This is a genomic window from Isoptericola sp. NPDC056573 (genome assembly GCF_042793335.1).
Taxonomy (GTDB): Bacteria; Actinomycetota; Actinomycetes; order Actinomycetales; family Cellulomonadaceae; genus Isoptericola.
In genome coordinates, this window is record NZ_JBHTUY010000022.1 from 1 (window position 1) to 18,597 (window position 18,597).

General features: G+C 75.5%; 19 protein-coding genes. 10 read left to right on the forward strand and 9 right to left on the reverse strand.

The features are described 5' to 3' along the window. Positions 1 to 56: 56 nt before the first annotated feature. The 4 genes from ACFQ8E_RS21530 to ACFQ8E_RS21545 form a co-directional block, all read right to left on the reverse strand. Positions 57 to 806: a DUF4191 domain-containing protein gene (locus tag ACFQ8E_RS21530; RefSeq protein ID WP_430552611.1), complete on the reverse strand. Its 750-nt coding sequence runs from the start codon at positions 804 to 806 to the stop codon at positions 57 to 59. 11 nt (positions 807 to 817) lie between these two features. Then, entirely contained in the window at positions 818 to 1,828 is a 1,011-nt protein-coding gene (lipA, locus tag ACFQ8E_RS21535; protein WP_430545186.1) for a lipoyl synthase, read from the reverse strand. 117 nt (positions 1,829 to 1,945) lie between these two features. After that, entirely contained in the window at positions 1,946 to 2,623 is a 678-nt protein-coding gene (gene lipB / locus ACFQ8E_RS21540) for a lipoyl(octanoyl) transferase LipB (protein ID WP_430552628.1), read from the reverse strand. A gap of 38 nt (positions 2,624 to 2,661) precedes the next feature. Further along, the gene (locus ACFQ8E_RS21545; protein ID WP_430552612.1) at positions 2,662 to 3,150 is read right to left on the reverse strand and encodes a MarR family winged helix-turn-helix transcriptional regulator; all 489 of its coding nucleotides are present in this window, start codon (positions 3,148 to 3,150) and stop codon (positions 2,662 to 2,664) included. Between the two features lie 36 nt (positions 3,151 to 3,186). Between ACFQ8E_RS21545 and ACFQ8E_RS21550 the strand changes: the two genes are divergently transcribed. Further along, the gene (locus ACFQ8E_RS21550) at positions 3,187 to 5,550 is read left to right on the forward strand and encodes an MMPL family transporter (protein ID WP_430552613.1); all 2,364 of its coding nucleotides are present in this window, start codon (positions 3,187 to 3,189) and stop codon (positions 5,548 to 5,550) included. Here the strand turns inward: ACFQ8E_RS21550 and ACFQ8E_RS21555 are convergent. Beyond that, positions 5,531 to 5,881: a hypothetical protein gene (locus ACFQ8E_RS21555; protein WP_430552614.1), complete on the reverse strand. Its 351-nt coding sequence runs from the start codon at positions 5,879 to 5,881 to the stop codon at positions 5,531 to 5,533. The genes ACFQ8E_RS21550 and ACFQ8E_RS21555 overlap by 20 nt on opposite strands. 152 nt (positions 5,882 to 6,033) lie before the next feature. Here ACFQ8E_RS21555 and ACFQ8E_RS21560 point away from each other — a divergent pair, with 152 nt between their 5' ends. Together ACFQ8E_RS21560 and ACFQ8E_RS21565 are read left to right on the forward strand one after the other, a co-directional pair. Continuing rightward, positions 6,034 to 7,125 carry a Gfo/Idh/MocA family oxidoreductase gene (locus ACFQ8E_RS21560; protein WP_430552615.1) on the forward strand — a complete coding sequence of 364 codons (1,092 nt, stop codon included), beginning with the start codon at positions 6,034 to 6,036 and terminating at the stop codon, positions 7,123 to 7,125. 56 nt (positions 7,126 to 7,181) lie between these two features. Further along, complete coding sequence (locus tag ACFQ8E_RS21565) at positions 7,182 to 8,534, forward strand: hypothetical protein (protein ID WP_430552616.1); 1,353 nt, start codon at positions 7,182 to 7,184, stop codon at positions 8,532 to 8,534. Positions 8,535 to 8,656: 122 nt separating this feature from the next. Here ACFQ8E_RS21565 and sucB read toward each other — a convergent pair whose 3' ends face one another. Then, a complete protein-coding gene (gene sucB / locus ACFQ8E_RS21570) occupies positions 8,657 to 10,429 on the reverse strand; it encodes a 2-oxoglutarate dehydrogenase, E2 component, dihydrolipoamide succinyltransferase (protein WP_430552617.1) in 1,773 nt (590 codons plus the stop codon). Between the two features lie 251 nt (positions 10,430 to 10,680). On the opposite strand from sucB, the gene ACFQ8E_RS21575 reads away from it, so the two are divergent. Together ACFQ8E_RS21575 and ACFQ8E_RS21580 are read left to right on the forward strand one after the other, a co-directional pair. Next, complete coding sequence (locus ACFQ8E_RS21575) at positions 10,681 to 11,025, forward strand: oxidoreductase (protein WP_430552618.1); 345 nt, start codon at positions 10,681 to 10,683, stop codon at positions 11,023 to 11,025. Between the two features lie 37 nt (positions 11,026 to 11,062). After that, on the forward strand, positions 11,063 to 11,815 hold the full coding sequence (locus ACFQ8E_RS21580; RefSeq protein WP_430552619.1) for a class I SAM-dependent methyltransferase: 753 nt from the start codon (positions 11,063 to 11,065) through the stop codon (positions 11,813 to 11,815). A 67-nt stretch (positions 11,816 to 11,882) separates the two neighbouring features. On the opposite strand, the gene ACFQ8E_RS21585 is transcribed toward ACFQ8E_RS21580, so the two are convergent. After that, positions 11,883 to 13,373, reverse strand: a complete 1,491-nt coding sequence (locus ACFQ8E_RS21585) for a leucyl aminopeptidase (RefSeq protein ID WP_430552620.1) — start codon at positions 13,371 to 13,373, stop codon at positions 11,883 to 11,885. 63 nt (positions 13,374 to 13,436) lie between these two features. On the opposite strand from ACFQ8E_RS21585, the gene ACFQ8E_RS21590 reads away from it, so the two are divergent. The 4 genes from ACFQ8E_RS21590 to ACFQ8E_RS21605 are packed head-to-tail and all read left to right on the forward strand — an operon-like array spanning position 13,437 to position 15,611. Then, positions 13,437 to 13,796, forward strand: coding sequence for a hypothetical protein (locus ACFQ8E_RS21590; RefSeq protein ID WP_430552621.1), 360 nt, complete (start codon positions 13,437 to 13,439; stop codon positions 13,794 to 13,796). Beyond that, positions 13,793 to 14,302 carry a hypothetical protein gene (locus ACFQ8E_RS21595; protein ID WP_430552622.1) on the forward strand — a complete coding sequence of 170 codons (510 nt, stop codon included), beginning with the start codon at positions 13,793 to 13,795 and terminating at the stop codon, positions 14,300 to 14,302. Before ACFQ8E_RS21590 ends, ACFQ8E_RS21595 begins: the two co-directional genes overlap by 4 nt. Beyond that, the gene (locus ACFQ8E_RS21600) at positions 14,299 to 15,408 is read left to right on the forward strand and encodes a quinone-dependent dihydroorotate dehydrogenase (protein WP_430552623.1); all 1,110 of its coding nucleotides are present in this window, start codon (positions 14,299 to 14,301) and stop codon (positions 15,406 to 15,408) included. Before ACFQ8E_RS21595 ends, ACFQ8E_RS21600 begins: the two co-directional genes overlap by 4 nt. Further along, the gene (locus ACFQ8E_RS21605; RefSeq protein ID WP_430552624.1) at positions 15,405 to 15,611 is read left to right on the forward strand and encodes a hypothetical protein; all 207 of its coding nucleotides are present in this window, start codon (positions 15,405 to 15,407) and stop codon (positions 15,609 to 15,611) included. The genes ACFQ8E_RS21600 and ACFQ8E_RS21605 overlap by 4 nt, the downstream gene beginning before the upstream one ends. A gap of 21 nt (positions 15,612 to 15,632) precedes the next feature. Here ACFQ8E_RS21605 and ACFQ8E_RS21610 read toward each other — a convergent pair whose 3' ends face one another. After that, positions 15,633 to 17,102, reverse strand: a complete 1,470-nt coding sequence (locus tag ACFQ8E_RS21610) for a PLP-dependent aminotransferase family protein (protein ID WP_430552625.1) — start codon at positions 17,100 to 17,102, stop codon at positions 15,633 to 15,635. A 261-nt stretch (positions 17,103 to 17,363) separates the two neighbouring features. On the opposite strand from ACFQ8E_RS21610, the gene ACFQ8E_RS21615 reads away from it, so the two are divergent. Continuing rightward, positions 17,364 to 18,083, forward strand: a complete 720-nt coding sequence (locus ACFQ8E_RS21615) for a YitT family protein (protein ID WP_430552626.1) — start codon at positions 17,364 to 17,366, stop codon at positions 18,081 to 18,083. Positions 18,084 to 18,089: 6 nt separating this feature from the next. On the opposite strand, the gene ACFQ8E_RS21620 is transcribed toward ACFQ8E_RS21615, so the two are convergent. Further along, positions 18,090 to 18,545: a GNAT family N-acetyltransferase gene (locus ACFQ8E_RS21620; RefSeq protein ID WP_430552627.1), complete on the reverse strand. Its 456-nt coding sequence runs from the start codon at positions 18,543 to 18,545 to the stop codon at positions 18,090 to 18,092. Positions 18,546 to 18,597: the final 52 nt, after the last annotated feature.

An 18,597-nucleotide genomic window follows, 5' to 3' on the forward strand; every position in this document is an offset into this window, starting at 1 on the left:
GGCCACGGCCGGGGTCGCCGGGGGGCGCCCGGGCCCTTCGCCGGTGTTGAGGTGGCTCAGCGGCCCCGCAGGCCCTTGCGGTCCGGGCGGGCCTTCATCGGGTCGACGCCCTTCGGGATCGGCAGGCGGGCGCCGCCCAGCGCCTTGAGGCGCTTCTTGACCTGCTCCGCCTCGGGCTTGGTGAGGCTCCGCTTGAGCTTCTGCACCTTCTTCGCGACCTTGGGCAGCGGGACCTGCCCCTCCTCGTTGCCGACCTGGATGAGGGTGATCGGCACGTTCGGCAGGACGCGCGCCGTCTTGCGACGCTCGTCCTCCAGGAGGCGCTGCACCCGGTGCGCGGGGCCCTCGGAGACCAGGACGACGCCCGGGCGACCGACGCCGCGGAACACGAAGTCCTGGGTGCGCGGGTTGATCGCGACCGGCTCGTCCGCGAACTCCCACCCGCCGCGGACGGTGCCGAGCGCCGCCCGGGCGGCGCCGGGCTGGCCCTCGATCTGCGTGTACGCGGCCTTCTCGGCCTTGCGCGTCAGGGTGAACATCGCGCCCAGCGCCGCGAACGGGACGCCGAGCACCACGATGTACAGGATCTGGAAGCCGGTCGGCAGGTCGAGCAGCAGCACGACGGCGGCGACGACCGCGAGGATCCCGACGAACACGCCCAGGATCAGCCACGTCACCGTGGGGTCCTGCTTGCGCGTCATCTGGTACGCGGCCCACACCTGGTGGTACCAGCGCTGCTTCTTGGGCTTCTTCTGCTTGCCGGTGGCGTCAGCGGGCGCGCCGGCGTCGGACTTGGTGCGGGCCATGGTCGTCAAGTCTAGTGGGCCCGCGGCGCAAGAAGGCTCGCGGCCTCCTGGCGCGACGTCGTCGGCTCCGCGAGGTGCGCGAGGGACTCCGGGATGGGCAGGCCGCGGCGCGTCATCGCCTGGCCCCACAGGCGGCCCGCGCGGTACGACGAGCGCACCAGCGGCCCGGCCATGACGCCCAGGAAGCCCATCTCCTCGGCCGCCTCGGACAGCTCGACGAACTCCTCCGGGCGCACCCACCGGTCGACCGGGTGGTGGCGGAGCGACGGGCGCAGGTACTGCGTGATCGTCACGAGGTCGCAGCCGGCGTCGTGCAGGTCCTGCAGCGCGTCGCGGGCCTCGTCGATCGTCTCGCCCATGCCGAGGATGAGGTTCGACTTGGTGACGAGGCCGGCCTCGCGCGCCCGGGTGAGCACGGACAGCGAGCGCTCGTAGCGGAAGGCGGGGCGGATCTGCTTGAAGATGCGCGGCACCGTCTCGACATTGTGGGCCATGACCTCGGGCCGCGACTCGTTGACGACGTCGAGCAGCTCGGGGATGGCGTTGAAGTCGGGGATGAGCAGCTCGACGCCGGTGCCCGGGTTGAGGGCGTGGATCTGGCGCACCGTCTCCGCGTACAGCCAGGCGCCACCGTCGGCGAGGTCGTCGCGGGCGACGCCGGTGATCGTCGAGTACTTCAGCCCCATCGTCCGCACGGACTCGGCGACGCGACGCGGCTCGTCGGCGTCGAAGTCGGCCGGCTTGCCCGTGTCGATCTGGCAGAAGTCGCAGCGGCGGGTGCACTGGTCACCGCCGATGAGGAACGTGGCCTCGCGGTCCTCCCAGCACTCGAAGATGTTGGGACAGCCCGCCTCCTCGCACACCGTGTGCAGGCCCTCGCCCTTGACCAGGCCCTTCAGCTCCCGGTACTCGGGACCCATCGTGGCCTTCGTCTTGATCCACTCGGGCTTCTTCTCGATGGGGGTGGCGGCGTTGCGGGCCTCGATGCGCAGCATGCGGCGGCCCTCGGGTGCGATCGTCACGGGTGTCTCCCGGTCGTCGTCGAGCAGGTGGACGTCGGGCGGGCGGAGCCTGTGCGGACCCTGACCGCCGGACCTCGTCAGACTACGTGAGGGGTGTGTCCCGGCGCCGCGACCTGCTCACCGTGTGGACGTGACCTCAGCAACACCCGGCGCGGCCACGGTCGAGGTGGGGGCCGCGCGCAGGGGGCCGAGGTGGCGGGCGAGGGCGTCGACGAGCGGGGCCCGCACGTCGTCGAGGGTGACGCGGCGGCCGGTCTCGATCGTCAGCGAGGTCACGTCCGCGTCGGTGATGCCGCACGGGACGATGCTGTCGAACCGGCTCAGGTCCGGGTCGCAGTTCAGGGCGATGCCGTGCATGGTCACGCCCTTGGCGGTGCGCACGCCGATGGCGCAGACCTTGCGCTCGAGGCGGTCGCCGTCGGCGGCGAACCAGACCCCGGTGCGGTCGGTGACCCGGATCGTCGCGAGGCCGAACCCGGCGCAGACCTCCATGACGGCCTCCTCGAGCGCGCGCACGTACGCGACGACGTCGATGGGCTCGGCGAGCCGCAGGATCGGGTAGACCACCTGCTGTCCCGGGCCGTGCCAGGTGATCTTGCCGCCGCGGTCGACGTCGACGACGGGGGTGCCGTCGGTGGGGCGCTCGTCGCGGTGCGTGCGCCGACCGGCCGTGTAGACGTCGGGGTGCTCCACGACGATCAGCGTGTCGGGGCGGTCGCCGGTGACGACGTCGGCGTGCACGCGGCGCTGGAGCTCCCACGCCTCGTGATACTCGGTCAGTCCGGGCAGCGTCATCACGTCCACCCGACCGAGGCTAGCCCCATGCGGTGCGGTCAGTCGTCGGCGTCGCGTTGCGCGCGCACGAGGGTGACGAGGATCTCACGCAGCCGCGCCACGTCGTCGTCCGCGAGCCCGCGGGCGGTGAGGTCCTCCGCTGGCTGCAGGCGGCCCGCCTCCGCGGCGGCGCGGCGGCCGGCGTCGGTGACCGCGACGGCGCGGCGGCGTCGGTCGCGCGGGTCGGCGCCGCGGGTGACGTACCCGGCGCGCTCGAGCCGGGCGACCACGCGGCTCATCGTCTGCTCGGTGACGCCGTTGAGCGTGGCGAGCTCGCGCTGCGTGCGCGGCCCGGCGAACAGGTGCAGCAGCACCGGGAAGCCCGCATGGTTGAGGTTCCAGCCCGCGAGGTGGGCGTTCCAGTCGTGCTCGATACGGCGTACGACGGTGAACAGCAGCCGCCCCGTGGGCCACTCGCCCGGGTCGTCGCTCGTGGGGTCGACCGGGTCCGGCCAGGAAGTCTCGTCACGACCGTCGTCGAGCTGCACTTGCTTCCTCCCTGGTGCGCCGTCAGAATGCTCAGCATGCTGAGTAATCGGGCGCGGGGCAATCGGGGTCGAGGTCTGCTGCGGGGCCTCGTCATTCTGGCAGCGATCGGGGTCTGGCTCGCGATCGGCGCGTTCGGGGGCCAGGCCCAGGGCAGCCTGAGCAGCGTCCAGACCAACGACGACGCGGCATTCCTGCCCGCGAGCGCGGAGTCCACGCAGGCTGCCGAGCTGGCCGAGCAGTTCACCGACTCCGAGACGCTGCCCGCCCTGGTCGTGGCCGAGACCGCGGACGGGTCGAAGCTGACGCAGGAGCAGCTCGCCGACGTCCAGGCCTTCGCCGACGCGGTCGCCGACGCCCCGCTCGAGGGGACGTCGGGCGACGAGCCGCGCACCGTCGGCGACCTGAGCATCGACGACCCCGTCGTGGTGCCGTCCGAGGACGGGCAGGCGGCCCTCGTCGTCGTCTCGCTCGACGCCGCGCAGGCCTCCGAGGACCTCGGCGCCGACGAGTCGAGCGGCTCCGAGCTCGCGGTGGGCGCCCTCCGGGCGCTCGCCGGCGCGGACGTCGCCGACGGCGGGCTCACCGGGACGGGGCTCGAGGCCTGGGTCACGGGGCCCGCGGGCTTCGTCGCCGACCTCGTGAGCGCGTTCGGCGCGATCGACACCGTGCTGCTGCTCGTGGCCCTCGGCGCGGTCCTGGTGATCCTCGCGCTCGTCTACCGCTCGCCGTTCCTGCCCTTCGTCGTGATCCTCACCGCGGTCCTGGCCCTGTGCCTGGCGGGGCTGGTGGTCTACCACCTCGCCGCGAACGACGTGCTGACGCTGAACGGCCAGTCGCAGGGCATCCTGTCGATCCTCGTCGTGGGCGCCTCCGTGGACTACGCCCTGCTCCTGGTGGCCCGCTACCGCGAGGAGCTGCGGGCCACCAGCTCCCCGTACACCGCGATGCGCCGCGCCGTCCGCGCCTCGATCGAGCCGATCGCGGCCAGCGCGGGCACGGTGATCGTCGGGCTGCTGTGCCTGCTGCTGTCGGACCTCTCGTCGAACCGCAGCCTGGGCCCGGTCGCCGCCATCGGCATCGTCGCCGCGTTCCTGTCGGCCACGACCCTGCTGCCGGCGATGCTGCTCGTCGGCGGGCGCCGGGCCCGGTGGGTCTTCTGGCCCCGCGTGCCGCACGCGCTCGGCCGGCACTCCGACGCGCCGGAGGCTCCGGAGCCCACCACCACGACGCCCGGGACCACCACCTCGACGACGGCGGCCGCCGCCCCGACGGCGGAGGACGCCGACGACGACACGCACGTGGACGTCGCGGGGCACGGCGTGTGGTCGCGCGTCGCCGGCTTCGTGGGACGGCACGACCGCGTCGTGTGGGTCGCCACCGCCGTGGTCCTGGCGGCGGGCGCCGCGTTCGTGCCCACCCTGGACGCGAACGGCACCGGTGACTCGGAGGTCTTCCTCACGCAGGTCGACTCCGTGGACGGCGAGGAGGCGCTCACCCGCCACTTCGAGGGCGTGTCCGCACAGCCCGCGATCGTGATCGCCCCCGAGGCCGACGCCGACGCCGTCGTGGAGGCCGCCGAGGGCTCCGAAGGGATCACCGCCGCGACGGTCGTCACCGACCAGCCGGCCACCGCGCCGGGCATGCCGGCCGAGGGCGACCCGCTGGTCGTCGACGGGCAGGTGCGCGTCGACGTCACGACCGAGGCGCCGTCCGACAGCCAGGCGGCGGTCGAGGCGGTGGCCGACCTGCGCACGGCGGTGCACGACGTCAGCCCCGACGCGCTGGTGGGCGGCGCGGCCGCCGAACGGCTGGACACGCAGCTCGCCGGCCAGCACGACCTGCGGGTGATCGTGCCGGTGGTGCTCGCCGTGATCCTCCTGATCCTCGTGCTGCTGCTCCGGTCGGTCCTGGCCGCCGTGCTGCTCATGGCCGCGAACGTGCTGTCGTTCGGGTTCGCCCTCGGCGTCTCGGCACTGGTGTTCAACCACGTGCTCGACTTCCCGGGCGCGGACCCGGCCGTGCCGCTGTACGCGTTCTGCTTCCTCGTGGCGCTGGGCGTCGACTACTCGATCTTCCTCATGACGCGCGTGCGCGAGGAGAGCCTGCAGGTGGGTACCCGGCGGGGCGTGCTGCGCGGCCTGGCCGTCACCGGCTCCGTCATCACGTCGGCGGGCGTGGTGCTCGCCGCGACGTTCGCCGCCCTCGGCGTCATCCCGCTGCTGTTCCTCGCCCAGCTCGCCGTCATCGTCGCGTTCGGCGTGCTCGTGGACACGCTCGTGGTGCGCAGCCTGCTCGTCCCCGCGCTCGTGCACGACGTCGGCGACCGGGTCTGGTGGCCGTCGCGCCTGGGCCGCGGCGCTCGCACGCCGGAGCGTGCGGTCACGCCGTCGAGTCGATGAGCGCCAGCAGGGCGCGGGCGGCGTCGCGGATGTCGTCGTGGTCGTGCTGCCCGGCTCGGCTCTCCAGCGACACCACCGCGCACCGGTGGACCTTCGACAGGTCGCCGTAGGGGAACGACACCGCCTGCTTCGTCTCGGGGTTCTCGTCGTCGTCGACGCCGAGGTGCCAGTGCCGGAACTCGGTCCAGCCCTCGCGGTCGACGAACCGGTTCTCGGCGTCCGTGCTCGGCGCGTGCTCGCTCCAGTCGTCCCGTTCGTCGCGCACCACGCGCCCCTCGCGCACCAGCGCCCGTGCCTGGTCCAGACCCGGCTGGTTCAGTCGTGTCGCCATCGTCGTGGCTCCCTCCGGTCGACTCGTCCGTGGGCCGCGAACCGACCCCCGTCCGGTCTACGGGAGGTGCCGGTTGCCCACAACCCGTTCGCCGTGTGGCTCGCCGGGGCGGTACCGGGGCGTGGGGCCCGCCGTCGGGCACGATGGACGGCATGGTCACGGACGAGGCGGCAGTGGCGGGCGCGACCGAGGGCGCGACGGCGGCACCGCCGCCGCGCCTGGCGATCGTCGGGTACGGGGGAGCGGGCCGGGAGATCCACGCCCGCCTCGCGGCGGAGGCCGGGCTCCCGGTGACGGCCGTCGTGACGCGCGACCCCGGCCGGCGCAACCAGGCCGCGGGGGACTGGCCGGGAGCCCGGCTGCTGTCGGACCTCGACGAGCTGATCGCCGCCCGCCGCGCCTACGACCTCGTCGTGGTGGCCAGCCCCACGACCCTGCACGCCGAGCACGCCGCCGCCCTCGCCCGCGCGGAGATCCCGTTCGTGCTCGACAAGCCGATCGGGCTCGACGCGCACCAGGCACGTGCCGTCGTCGAGGAGGCGGCCGCCACCGGCACCCCGTTCACCGTCTTCCAGAACCGGCGCTGGGACCCCGAGCAGCTCACCCTCGTGGGCCTGCTCGACGCCGGCGGGCTGGGTGACGTGCACACGTTCGAGCGGCGCTGGGAGCGCTGGCGGCCGGTCCCGCGGCAGCGGTGGAAGGAGAACGACCCGGTCGGTGGCGGGCTGCTGCTCGACCTCGGCCCGCACCTGGTGGACTCGGCGACGCAGCTGTTCGGCCGCGTCCGGTCCGTCTGGGCGCAGACCCGCAAGCTCACCACGCCCACCGAGGACGACGTCTTCCTCGTCCTGGAGCACGAGGCCGGCGGCGGCCGCGCGGGGAGCCCGCACGCCGTCGTGTCGCGGCTCTGGGCGGGGTCGGTCGTAGGCGCTCCCGGCCCTCGGACCCGCGTGCTCGGGTCGGCGGGCGCCTACCTGGTGACGACCTTCGAGCAGGACGCCTCCCCGCTCGAGGTGCTGGACGACGACGCGCCCGAGGGGTCGGTCGGCTGGCTCACGCGCGGCCGCGACCGGCGCGCCGTGCCCGCGGCCCCGGGCGGCCACGCCGACTTCTACCGCGCGCTGGGGCCGTGGCTGCACGGGGACGAGCCCGCGCCCGTCGACCCGGCCGACGCCGTGCGCACCGCCGAGGTGCTGGACGCCGCCCGGGTGTCGGCGCGCGAGGGGCGTCGCCTCACCCTCTGACCCTCCTCTGTGGATGACGGCGACGACGGGCGGCCGCGACGGTGTTCGATGGCTCCGTGCCCACCCAGACGCTGTCGATCCCGACCGACGCCGGCGCCCGCGACGCCCTCCTGGAGCGCGTGCGCGCGCTCGCGGCGCTCCGGCACCCGTGCGTGGAGCCCGTGGTGGCCGTCGACGTGCGCGACGACGGGACCCTGGCCCTGCGCCGGGGCGGCGCCGCGACCGACCTGCCCACCGTGCTCGCCGTCCGCGGGCGCCTGACCTCGCGGGAGGCGGCGGGGGTCCTCGTCACCGTGGCGCGCGGGCTCGCCGCGCTGCACAGCGCCGGGCTGCGGCAGGGGAGCGTGGGCGCGCAGGACGTGGTGCTCGACCCCGGTGGCAGCGCGCTCCTGCGCCCGCGGGCCGACCTTGCCGGTGCCGACGGCGCCGACGGTGTCGCCGACGACCCGGCTGCCGGTGAGGCGGCGGACGTGCACGCGCTGGCGAAGCTCGTCGCCGACCTGCTCGGCGACCGCGGCGACGACGACGCGACCGCGCTGCGCGCCGTGCTGGCCCCGGCGGCGGCACCCGACCCGCGGGTGCGCCCGGAGGCCGGCACGCTCGCGGCCCAGGCGGACACGGCCGTCGCCACCGAGCCCGTGCGGCTCCCCGAGCCGGCGGCGCTCGCGGCCGCGGCCCTGGGCAGGCGCCCCGTCCTGCCCGTTGCGGAGGCGCCCGTCCGCGTGCCCCGGCGGCGGGCGGTCCGGCGCGCCGACGGAGACAGGGCCGGTCGTCCGGTGAGCAGGTCCGCGCGCCGCACGACCGCCCGGCGCCGCGGCGGGACCGGGCGACGCGTGCTCGGCCTGGTCGGCGCGGTCGGGGTGGTGGCGGTGCTGACGGCGGTCGCGGTCCAGGTCCGAGCGCCTGACCCCGCGCCGTCGTCGGTCGCCGAGGACGGTCCGGCTGCCGGCCGCGACGCGGCGCAGGACGACCCCACGCAGGACGACCCCACGCAGGACCGGACCGACCCCGGCGCCGCGGCCGCCGAGCTCACCCGCCGGCGCGTCGCGCTGATCACGAGCTCGGTCTCGGACCCGGACCCGGCGCGGTGGGGGGCGGTGGACGTGCCGGGGTCGCCGGCGCACGAGGCGGACGTCGCGCTGCTCGAGGACGCCGCGCAGGCCGGCACCCGGGTGCGCGGCGCCGAGGTGCGGGTCGAGGACTCCCGTGCGGAGAGGACCGGTGAGGGCGGGCCGAGCGGGCAGCGGGACGACGGCACGGCGGACGTCGTGGTGCGGTACGCCGTGACCGCGCACGAGCAGGTGGCGGCCGACGGCACCGTCACCGTCGTCCCCGCGTCGGACGTGCGCACCGCGACGTTGCGGCTCGACTGGACGCCGGACGGCTGGCGGGTCGCCGAGGTCTCCTGAGCGCCGCCGCGCGACCGTCGTGAGGGATCGGCGCGGCGGGCTCGACGCGGGTGCCGGGCGGGACGACGAAGGGCGTCCCGGCCGTGGCCGGGACGCCCTTCGTCGTCAGGGACGGGGTGAGGTCAGAGACCGACCTCGGCCTCGAACGCGCCCTCCTCGATGCGTGCCTTGATGGCGGTGAGGAACCGCGCGGCGTCCGCACCGTCGACCAGGCGGTGGTCGTAGGAGAGGAACAGGTACGCGAACTGGCGGATGGCGATGGTCTCCTCGCCGTCCGGGCCCGTCACGACCGCCGGCTTCTTGGTGATCGTGCCGGTGCCGAGGATCGCGACCTGCCCGCCGGGGACGATCGGCGTGTCGATGAGTGCGCCGCCCGAGCCGGTGTTCGTGATCGTGAACGTGGCGCCGGAGAGCTCGTCCGGGCCGACCTTGTTCGCCCGCGTGCGGGCGCCCAGGTCGCCGATCTGGCGGGCGATGCCCGCCAGGTTCAGGTCGCCGGCGTTCTTGATGACCGGGACCACCAGGCCACGCTCGGTGTCGACGGCGATGCCGACGTTCTCCGCGGGGTGGTAGGTGATCTCGCCCTTGTCCTGGTCGATCGAGGCGTTGATCTTCGGGAACGCCTTGAGCGCCTCGACCGCGGCCAGCGTGTAGAACGGCAGGTAGGTGAGGTTCGCGCCCTCGCGGGCCTTGAACGACTCCTTGGCCTTCGCGCGCAGCTTGGCGACCTTGGTGACGTCGACCTCGACCACGGTCGTGAGCTGGGCCTGCGTGTGCAGTGCCTCGACCATGCGCTCGGCCACGATCTTGCGCAGGCGCGACATCTTCTCGGTCGTGCCGCGCAGCGGCGAGACCGGCAGCGTGGCCGGGGCCTTGGCGGCCGGGGCCGCGGCAGGCGCGGCGGCGGCAGGAGCCGGGGCGGCGGCCTTCTCGGCCGCGGCGAGCACGTCCTCCTTGCGGATGCGGCCGCCGACGCCCGTGCCCTGGAGGGTCGAGACGTCCACGCCCTTCTCCGCGGCGAGCTTGCGCACCAGCGGCGTGAGGTAGGAGCCCTTGCCCGGAGCGGACGGCGCGGGCTTCTCGGCGGCAGGCTCCGGCTGGGCCGGCTGCTCCGGGGCCGGAGCAGGCTTCTCCTCGGCGGCCGGCTTCGTCTCCGCAGGCTTCTCGGGCGCGGGGGCGGGCTCCTCAGGCTTCGAGGGCGCACCGACCGGCTCGGGAGTCTTGGCCGGGGTGGGCTCGGCGGGCTTCTCGGCAGCCGGGGCGGCGCCGGAGCCGACGATCGCCAGGACGGCGCCGACCTCGACGGTCGCGTCCTCCTCGACGAGGAGCTGCTGGACGGTGCCGGCCACGGGGGACGGGATCTCGGTGTCGACCTTGTCGGTCGAGACCTCGAGCAGGGGCTCGTCCACCTCGACCGAGTCGCCGACGGCCTTGAGCCACCGGGTGACGGTGCCCTCGGTGACGGACTCGCCCAGGGCGGGCAGCGTCACCTCGGTGCCCTCGCCGCCACCGGCGGCGGGCGCCTCGGCGGCCGGGGCGGGCTCGGCAGCGGCGGCGGGCTGCTCGGGCTCCGCGGGGGCCTCGGGCTCGGCGGGGGCCTCGGGCTCGGCGGCGGGGGCCTCGGCGGCCGGGGCGGCGTCGCCACCACCGGCACCGGAACCGTCACCGACGACGGCGAGGGTGGCGCCGACCTCGACGGTCTCGTCCTCCTCGACGAGGATCTGCTCGAGCACACCGGCGACCGGCGAGGGGATCTCCGTGTCGACCTTGTCGGTCGAGACCTCCAGCAGGGGCTCGTCGACGGCGACGGTGTCGCCGACGGCCTTGAGCCATCGGGTGACGGTGCCCTCGGTGACGGACTCGCCGAGTGCAGGGAGCTGCACGTTCTCAGACATGACCTGTGGAGTCTCCTTCGATCAGTGGGTCAGGCGACGTGCCGAGGCGAGCCGGGTTGCCGGCCCGCGACATCTGGGGTTGCCGCGTTCTGGTCACTGCCTGCCATCTTGTCACCTCCACGGGGGTCGCCCCAATCGTTCGGGGCTCCGGGTTGGTGTGACGCTGGGTACACCTGACCGCCGCATGACCTCCAGGACACCTCCGGGCGGTCTCCCGACCACGACGCCGACGACGGCGGTAGTCTCGCGCCATGTCGCTCAGGACCTCGCTGGGACGCCTGCTGGGCAGGTCGTCGTCGCCGGCCCCCGGTGCGCCGCCGTCGTCGGGATCGCGGGGCGAGACGATGGCCTACCTGCAGGAGTTCGTGCGCACCCGCGTGGGGGTGGAGGCCTACGTCGAGCCGCCCAACGCGCAGACCCCGACGACCGTGCTGCTCGTGGCGACCACCGGCGAGTGGACGCGACGTCGTGTCCCGGACGAGCGCACGGCGTTCGAGGTGGCCCGGTCGCTGGGGGTGCCCGTGTACAACGTGCGGTTCACCGGCTACCCGCAGCGCATGCGGGACTGGACGTCGGCGCAGCGCCGCAAGGCCTGAGCCGCGGCACGTGGGCGACGGAGGAGACCCGGGAGGCATGGACGGCGGCGGGGGCGAGCGCTGGTCGGCGGTGGCCGACGGCTGGGCCGAGCTGTGGGGCTCCTTCGCGGAGCCGGTCTGGGCGCCGCTCCTCACGGCGTCACGGATCGGGCCGGGGTCGCGGGTCCTCGACGTCGGGTGCGGCACCGGCGAGCTGGTCGCGCACCTGGTGCGTGCGGGCGCGGTGGCCGCGGGCGTCGACCCGGCACCGGCGATGGCGCGCCGGGCGAGCGAGCGGAACCCCACGGCGACCGTCCTGGACGGCGACGTCGAGCACCTGCCGTTCGAGGACGCCGCCTTCGACGCGGTCCTCGCGGTCAATGCGCTCCAGTTCGCCGACGACGTCGGTGACGGCCTGGCCGAGGTCGCCCGCGTGCTGGTCCCCGGTGGCCGGGTCGGCATCGCCTGCTGGGCCGAGGGCGCGCGCAACGACCTCGACGTCGTCGAGCGGGCCGTCGCCGAGGCGTACGAGGAGGACGTGCCGCCCGACGGACCGCTGCGCGCCGAGGGCGGGCTCGAGTCCGCCCTCGCCGACGCGGGGCTCGACGTCGTGGGGGCGGGGATCGTCGACGTCTCGTGGGCCGTGCCCGACGACGACCGCCTGGTGCGCGGCGTCCTGCTCGGGGAGGACGAGCGCACGACGGCGGAGCTCGCGCCGACGGTCCTGCGCGCCGCGGCGCCGTTCCGGGCGCCCGCCGGCGGGTACCGCCTGGCGAACGCGTTCCGCTGGGCCGTGGCCGGCGTCCGCTGACCGGCACGACGACGCCCGGCCACCCGAGGGCGGCCGGGCGTCGTCGCGCGGTCGGTCGAGCGCGGCGTCAGGCCGCCGCGCGGCCTTCGAGGAAAGCGAGCATCGTGCGCACGCCGACGCCCGTGCCGCCGGCGGGGGTGTACCCGAACGACGAGCCCTCGTTGTACGACGGGCCGGCGATGTCGAGGTGCGCCCACGGGGTCTCGCCGACGAACTCGGCGAGGAAGTGGGCGGCGAACAGCATGCCGCCCCAGCGGCTGGGCGCGGAGTTGACCATGTCCGCGACGGTCGACTTCAGGCCGGCCTTGAGCTCGGCGGGCATCGGCATCGGCCAGAACGCCTCGCCGGCGACGTCGGCGGCGGCCTTCACCTCGTCGCGCACCGCGTCGGTGCCCATGACGCCGGACGTGCGGTTGCCGAGCGCGACCATCTGCGCGCCGGTGAGGGTCGCGATGTCGAGGACGACGTCGTGCCCGTCCTCGACGGCGGCGACGAGGCCGTCCGCCATGACGAGGCGGCCCTCGGCGTCGGTGTTGGTGACCTCGACGGTCTTGCCGCCGCGGATCGTGATGACGTCGGCCGGGCGCTGCGCGTTGCCGCCCGGCATGTTCTCCGCGAGGCAGAGGTACCCGGTCACGGCGACCGGCAGCCCGAGGCGCGCTGCCGCGAGGACCGTGTGCAGCACGGCGGCGGCGCCGGCCATGTCGGACTTCATCGTCGGCATGCTGGCCGGCGGCTTGAGCGAGATGCCGCCGGTGTCGAACGTGATCCCCTTGCCGACGATCGCGACCTTCCCGGTGGCCTTCGCGGGCGTGTACGACAGCTTGACGAGGCGCGGCCCGCGCGACGAGCCCTGCCCGACGCCCACGAGCCCGCCGTAGCCGCCCGCGGCGAGCTGCTTGTCGTCGAGCACCGTGATCTTGAGGCCCTTCACGCCCTTGGCCGCGGCCTTGGCGGCGTCCGCGAAGGCGGCCGGGAACAGCTCGTTGGGGGCGTCGTTGACCAGGTCGCGGGTGCCGTGCACCGCCGCGGCCAGCACCTCGGCGCGCGCGACCGCGGCCTTGGCGCGACCCGACCGGGAGAACGACGTGACGACCTGGACGCTGCCGACCGCGCTCTTGGTGTCCTTGCCCGTGCGGTAGCGCGTGTAGGAGTACGCGCCGAGCAGCGCCCCCTCGACGACCGCGCCGAGCTCGTCCTCGTCCACCGCGGGCAGCGCGAGGGCGACCGTGTCGGTGCCGGCGAGCTCACGGGTCGCGGCGCCGGCGGCCGACCGCAGCACCTCGTGCGGGAACGTGCCGTCGGCCGCGCGCTCCCCGAGCCCGGCGAGGACGACGACGTCGGCCGAGACGCCGTCGCCGGCGGGCACGCGCCGCACCTCGTCGCGGGCGCCGGTGACGCCGAGGCGGGGGGCGAGGGTCTCGATCTGCCGCACGAACGCCTCGGGCAGCTGGTCCGCGACGACGGCGACGCCGTCCGAGGTGGAGCAGGTCCCGACGACGAGCGCGTCGACCTTGAGAGAGCTGGGATTCTTGCCGGTGAGGGTGAGGTCTGCCACGCGCCGATGCTATCCCCGTCCCGCGACCGCCGTCGGGCGCCCGGCGGCCGGTAGTCTGCGGGCGTGGTCCTTCCCCTGCTCATCGTCGTCCTGCTGGCGTGCGCCGCGCTCGCCGGGTGGGCGCTGTGGTTCGTCGTCCAGGACCGCGCCGTGATCCTCAAGCAGCTGATCGGCGCCGCCGTCGTCGAGGCGCTCGTCGTCGTCCAGGCGGTGGTGGCCGGCGTCCTCATGGTCACCCGCGACCATCCCGTCGACGGGCCGCTGTTCTGGGGCTACGTCGCCACCGCCCTCGTGGTGCTGCCGATCGCCGCGATCTGGGCGTTCGCCGAGCGCACCAAGTGGTCGTCCGTCGTCCTCGCGGTGGCCGCCCTCACGGTGGGCTTCCTCGACTGGCGGCTGTGGCAGATCTGGGGGGCGGCATGAGCGGCACCACCCCCGCGCCCGCCGCGGGCGGGCGTCGGACCGCCACCGGCTTCGGACGGCTGCTCGTCACGGTCTACGGCATCCTCGCCTTCGCCGCGATCGGCCGGTCGTCGTACGAGCTGGCCACCAAGTTCTCCGAGGCGCCCGTCGCGTACTCCCTGTCCACGCTGTCCGCCGTCGTGTACGTGCTGGCCACCGTCGCGCTCGCCAAGGGCGGGCCGCGCTGGCGCGTCGTCGCGTGGGTGACCGTGGGGTTCGAGGCCGTGGGCGTGCTCGCGGTCGGCACCGCCTCCGTGGCCTCTCCGGACGTCTTCGGCGAGACGACCGTGTGGTCCGGGTTCGGGCAGGGCTACGGTTACGTCCCGCTCGTGCTGCCGTTCGTCGGGCTGTGGTGGCTGTGGCGCACCGGCCCGCGCGGGACGCACGACGCCGCAGCACCCGCGGCTGAACCGACCGAGCCGACCGGGCCCACCGCGCCCGCAGCCCCCGACCCGGAGGTCCGATGAGCCCGTACACCCTGCTCTTCAACGGCGTCTTCCGCCGGATGGACCCCGAACGGGCGCACGAGCTCGCGTTCGGCGCCATCTCGCTCGCCGGTCGCGTCCCCGTCCTGCGGGACGTCGTCCAGGGTGCCCTCGCGCCGTACCTGGGCCGGGGCAGCGGCGGTCCGGGCAGCATCGAGGTGCTCGGCCGTACGGTGCCCGCTCCGTTCGGGCTGGCAGGCGGGTTCGACAAGAACGCCCGCGCGATCCGGGGCCTGACGATGCTCGGCTTCGGCTTCGTGGAGATCGGCACCGTCACCCCGCGCCCGCAGCCCGGCAACGAGGCGCCGCGCATGTGGCGCGAGCTCGACGTGCGGGGGATCCGCAACCGCATGGGCTTCAACAACGACGGCGCGCCCGCCGCGGCCGCGCGGCTGCGGGAGCTGCGGGCCACGCCCGCGGGCCGGGCCGTCGTCGTCGGCGCGAACATCGGCAAGAACAAGACGACGCCGGCGGAGGCCGCGGCGGACGACTACGCCGCCTGCGCCCGCGAGCTCGCCCCGTGGGCCGACTACCTCGTGGTGAACGTGTCCTCCCCGAACACCCCCGGGCTGCGCGACCTGCAGACCACCGCCGAGCTGCGTCCCATCCTCACGGCGGCCCGCGCCGCGGCCGACGAGGCGACCGCCGCCGCGGGCACCCGCCGCGTCCCGCTCCTGGTGAAGATCGCCCCCGACCTCGCGGACGCCGACGTCGACGCCGTCGCGGCGCTCGTCACCGAGCTCGGGCTGGACGGCGTCGTCGCCGTCAACACGACCATCGGGCACGACCGCGGTCCTGGCGGGCTCTCCGGGCCCCCGCTGCTCGAGCGAGGGTTGCAGGTCGTGGCCCGGCTGCGCGACCGTCTCGGGCCCGACCCGGCGATCATCGGCGTCGGTGGCATCTCGGGCGCCGACGACGTGCGCGCCTACCTCCGGGCCGGCGCCGACCTCACCCAGGGGTACACGTCGTTCATCTACTCCGGCCCGTTCTGGCCGTCGAGGGTCAACCGCTCCCTGACGCGCACGCGGGGGTCGGTCGCGGCCGGCAGCATCGACCGCGGCGTCGCCGCTCCGGGGAGCGCCGCGTGATCCGGCCGCGGTGGGAGTGGGCGCTGGACGACGCCGACGGGCGTGCGCTCGCCGTGCCGAGCCCGGTCTTCACCACGCAGTACGACGCCGAGCAGTGGATCGGGGAGCACTGGCGCGAGCTGGCCTCCGCCGGCGCGACCCTCGCCCGCCTGCTGCACGACGGGGCGCAGGCGACGCCGGGCGTGGTGCTGCCGTCGGTCTGACGGCCGAGCCGCGGCGGGACCTCAGGCGCCCGGTGCGACCTGCGCCCAGGCCCGGGCGAGCCGCGGCACCGCGGCGGCGAGCTGGTCGGGCTCGCGCGTGAACGTCAGGCGCACCCGGTCGCGCGAGGACCGGTCCGGCGTGAACGCCGGCCCGGGTGTGACGAGGACGCCGTGGCGCACGGCGGAGGCGGCGAGCGCCTGCGCGAGAGGCCGGCCCAGGTCGGCCCACAGGCACAGCCCTCCCGCCGGCACGGGCACGCGCCAGCCCGGCAGGGCGTCGCGGACCAGGTCGACGAGCAGGTCGCGCCGCGCCCGCAGCTCGGCGACGCGGTCGGGCAGGATGGCGTCGGCGCGGCGCAGCAGCTCGACGACGGCGAGCTGCTCGAGCACCGGCGTGGCGATGTCCGCCGACTCCCGGACGCGCGCCAGCCGGCGCACCACCTGGGGGTCGGCGCGCACCCAGCCGACGCGCACCCCGCCCCAGAACGACTTCGACGCCGACCCGATCGTCACGACGTGCGGGGAGGCGCCGTCGCCCGCGAACGGCTCGGGCACCCGAGCCCCGGGGTCGAGCGCCAGGTCGGTCAGGGTCTCGTCGCCCACGACGGTCGTGCCCGTGCGGTCCGCGAGGTCGCGCGCCGCCGCCCGCGCCTCGGCGGACAACGTCGCGCCGGTGGGGTTGTGGAAGTCGGGGACGAGGTAGACGAGCCGGGGGCGGGTGCGCCGCACGGCCGAGGCGAGCGTCTCGACGTCGCCGACCGGGACCCCGACCACCCGCCCGCCGAGGCGCCGCGTCGGCTCCAGGGCGTGGAAGTACGTGGGCGACTCGACGACGGTGGTCTCGCCGCGTCCGACGAACGCGGCGGTGAGCACGGAGATCGCCTGCTGGGCGCCCGTGGTGACGAGGATCTGCTCCGGTGTGGTCGGCACGCCACGCGCCGTGTAGCGGTCGGCGATCGCCGACCGCAGCACCTCGACGCCGAGGTGTGCGTAGCCGCCGGTGGAGAGGTAGCCCGGCAGCACCTCGAGGGCCGCGGTGTAGGCGTCGTGCAGGGCCGACGTGGCGGACGGCGTCGCCTGGGCGAGGTCGACGGGGGACTCGGGCCGCTCGTCGCCCGGCGGGTCCGCGGGGGCGTCGCCCGCCGCGACGGGCGCGCTCCCGCGTGCCGCCCCCGCGCCGCGGGGGAGCGTCGTGACCGTGCCGGAGCCGACCCGGCTCGCGAGGAAGCCCAGCTCGCGCAGGCGGGCGTAGGCGCCGGACGTCGTGGTGCGCGAGACCCGCAGGGCTGCCGCCAGCTCGCGCTCGCTGGGCACCCGGGTGAGCGGCGGGAGGCTGCCGGCGAGCACCGCGGCGCGCAGGGCGTCCGCCAGCGCGAGGTAGGCCGGCCCGCCCGCGCGCCAGTCGCCGAGCAGGCGCGCGGTGGCCGCGGGGGAGAGCTGTCGGACGGCGGGCGGCGCGGTCGTGGCGGAGGGTGGGGAGACGACGGTCACGGGGCCACTGTCACCCCAATGGATATGGATTGCAAGGCCATTAGCGCGGAGGGTGGGAGCATGAGCACGACCACCCGCCCTGCCCGCCGCCCTCCGCGCCGCCCCCTTCGCCGGCGGGCGGACTGCGGTCCGCGCCCGGGCGCGCTCCGTTCCGCGCCTCCGTCCGCGCCTCGTTCCGCACCTCTGTCCGCGTCCGACGACGCGCCCCCGCCCCCGAGGACCACCGCGCCCGACGCCGTCGTGCCGGCCGCGGCTCCGACGATGACCTGGGGACCCGTCCGCCGGGGGACGCAGCTCGTCCTCGGGCTGTGGGCATTCACGTGGTCGATGGCGATGATGCTGCACGCCGGGCAGGGAGGCATGCCGTGGGACGTGCTGCACCAGGGCCTGGTGCGCAGCACCGGCCTCGGCTTCGGCACGGTCGTCGCGCTGACCTCCGCGCTCGTGCTGCTCGCCTGGGTCCCGCTCCGGCAGCGGCCCGGGATCGGCACCGTCGTGAACGTGGCCGTCATCAGCCTGGCGATCGGGCCCTGCCTCGCGGCCACGGCGTGGCTCGTGCCCGACCCGGGGCTGGCCGCCCGGATCGCCCTCGCCGTCGGCGGCATCGTCCTCAACGGCGTCGCGACCGCCGCCTACATCGGGGTGCGGCTCGGCCCGGGCCCGCGCGACGGGCTCATGACCGGCCTCGTGCAGCGCACCGGCCGGTCGGTGCGCCTCGTGCGGACCGGCATCGAGGTCGTCGTCGTGCTGGTCGGCATCCTGCTCGGCGGGACGTTCGGCTGGGCCACCGTGGCCTTCGCGCTGGGCGTCGGCCCCGTGGTGCAGGCGACCGTGCGCTGGCGCTGGCTGGTGCCGGCGGGCCTCACAGGGGCGGCTGCGCCCGCGGCGGGCCCGGCACGGGCGGACGCCGACGTCGCGCGCCGCGGTCGCGAGATCTCCCGCGCGCTCGACGCCGTCGCGCGGGAGCACCGCGACCGCTGATCGCGGTCAGGCGTGCGGCAGGTCGCGGCGGTAGAAGGTGGCGGAGTCGTCGTAACCGAGGGCCTCGTAGAAGTCTCCGGCCCGACGGCTGGCCAGCGCCAGGTAGGCGGCTCCGCGCGCCGCCGCCCACCGCTCGGCGTGGGCCATGAGCGCGCCGCCGAGCCCGCGGCCCCGGTGCGCCGGGTCGACCATGACCTCCTCGACCCAGCACACCGGTCCGTTCGCGAGGAACGTCAGGTGCACGTTCGCCAGGAGGTAGCCGAGCGGTGCGTCGTCGGTCGTGGACTCGGTCGCGAGGTCGGTCACCACGGCGAGCAACGTGTCGTCCCGGCCGAGGAGCGCCCCGAGGGTCTGGTCGAAGGCCTCCCGACGCGGTCGGAAGCTGGTCGCGAAGTCGCGGGCGAGCGGCCACAGCGCGTCGGCGTCGTCGGCGCGGGCGGACCGGACCGTCAGGGAGGACATGGCGGCAACCTAGTGCTGACGTCGCGGTGGGTCGTCGTCCGTCTCAGGACGA

Excerpts from the sequence above, each read along its gene's own strand:
- ACFQ8E_RS21560 (WP_430552615.1), top strand. The coding sequence starts at position 6,034 with ATGGTCACGGACGAGGCGGCAGTGGCGGGCGCGACCGAGGGCGCGACG.
- lipB (WP_430552628.1), bottom strand. The coding sequence starts at position 2,623 with ATGACGCTGCCCGGACTGACCGAGTATCACGAGGCGTGGGAGCTCCAG.
- ACFQ8E_RS21600 (WP_430552623.1), top strand. The coding sequence starts at position 14,299 with ATGAGCCCGTACACCCTGCTCTTCAACGGCGTCTTCCGCCGGATGGAC.
- ACFQ8E_RS21550 (WP_430552613.1), top strand. The coding sequence starts at position 3,187 with ATGCTGAGTAATCGGGCGCGGGGCAATCGGGGTCGAGGTCTGCTGCGG.
- ACFQ8E_RS21555 (WP_430552614.1), bottom strand. The coding sequence starts at position 5,881 with ATGGCGACACGACTGAACCAGCCGGGTCTGGACCAGGCACGGGCGCTG.
- ACFQ8E_RS21580 (WP_430552619.1), top strand. The coding sequence starts at position 11,063 with ATGGACGGCGGCGGGGGCGAGCGCTGGTCGGCGGTGGCCGACGGCTGG.
- ACFQ8E_RS21530 (WP_430552611.1), bottom strand. The coding sequence starts at position 806 with ATGGCCCGCACCAAGTCCGACGCCGGCGCGCCCGCTGACGCCACCGGC.
- ACFQ8E_RS21575 (WP_430552618.1), top strand. The coding sequence starts at position 10,681 with ATGTCGCTCAGGACCTCGCTGGGACGCCTGCTGGGCAGGTCGTCGTCG.
- ACFQ8E_RS21620 (WP_430552627.1), bottom strand. The coding sequence starts at position 18,545 with ATGTCCTCCCTGACGGTCCGGTCCGCCCGCGCCGACGACGCCGACGCG.
- ACFQ8E_RS21615 (WP_430552626.1), top strand. The coding sequence starts at position 17,364 with ATGACCTGGGGACCCGTCCGCCGGGGGACGCAGCTCGTCCTCGGGCTG.
- sucB (WP_430552617.1), bottom strand. The coding sequence starts at position 10,429 with ATGTCTGAGAACGTGCAGCTCCCTGCACTCGGCGAGTCCGTCACCGAG.
- ACFQ8E_RS21595 (WP_430552622.1), top strand. The coding sequence starts at position 13,793 with ATGAGCGGCACCACCCCCGCGCCCGCCGCGGGCGGGCGTCGGACCGCC.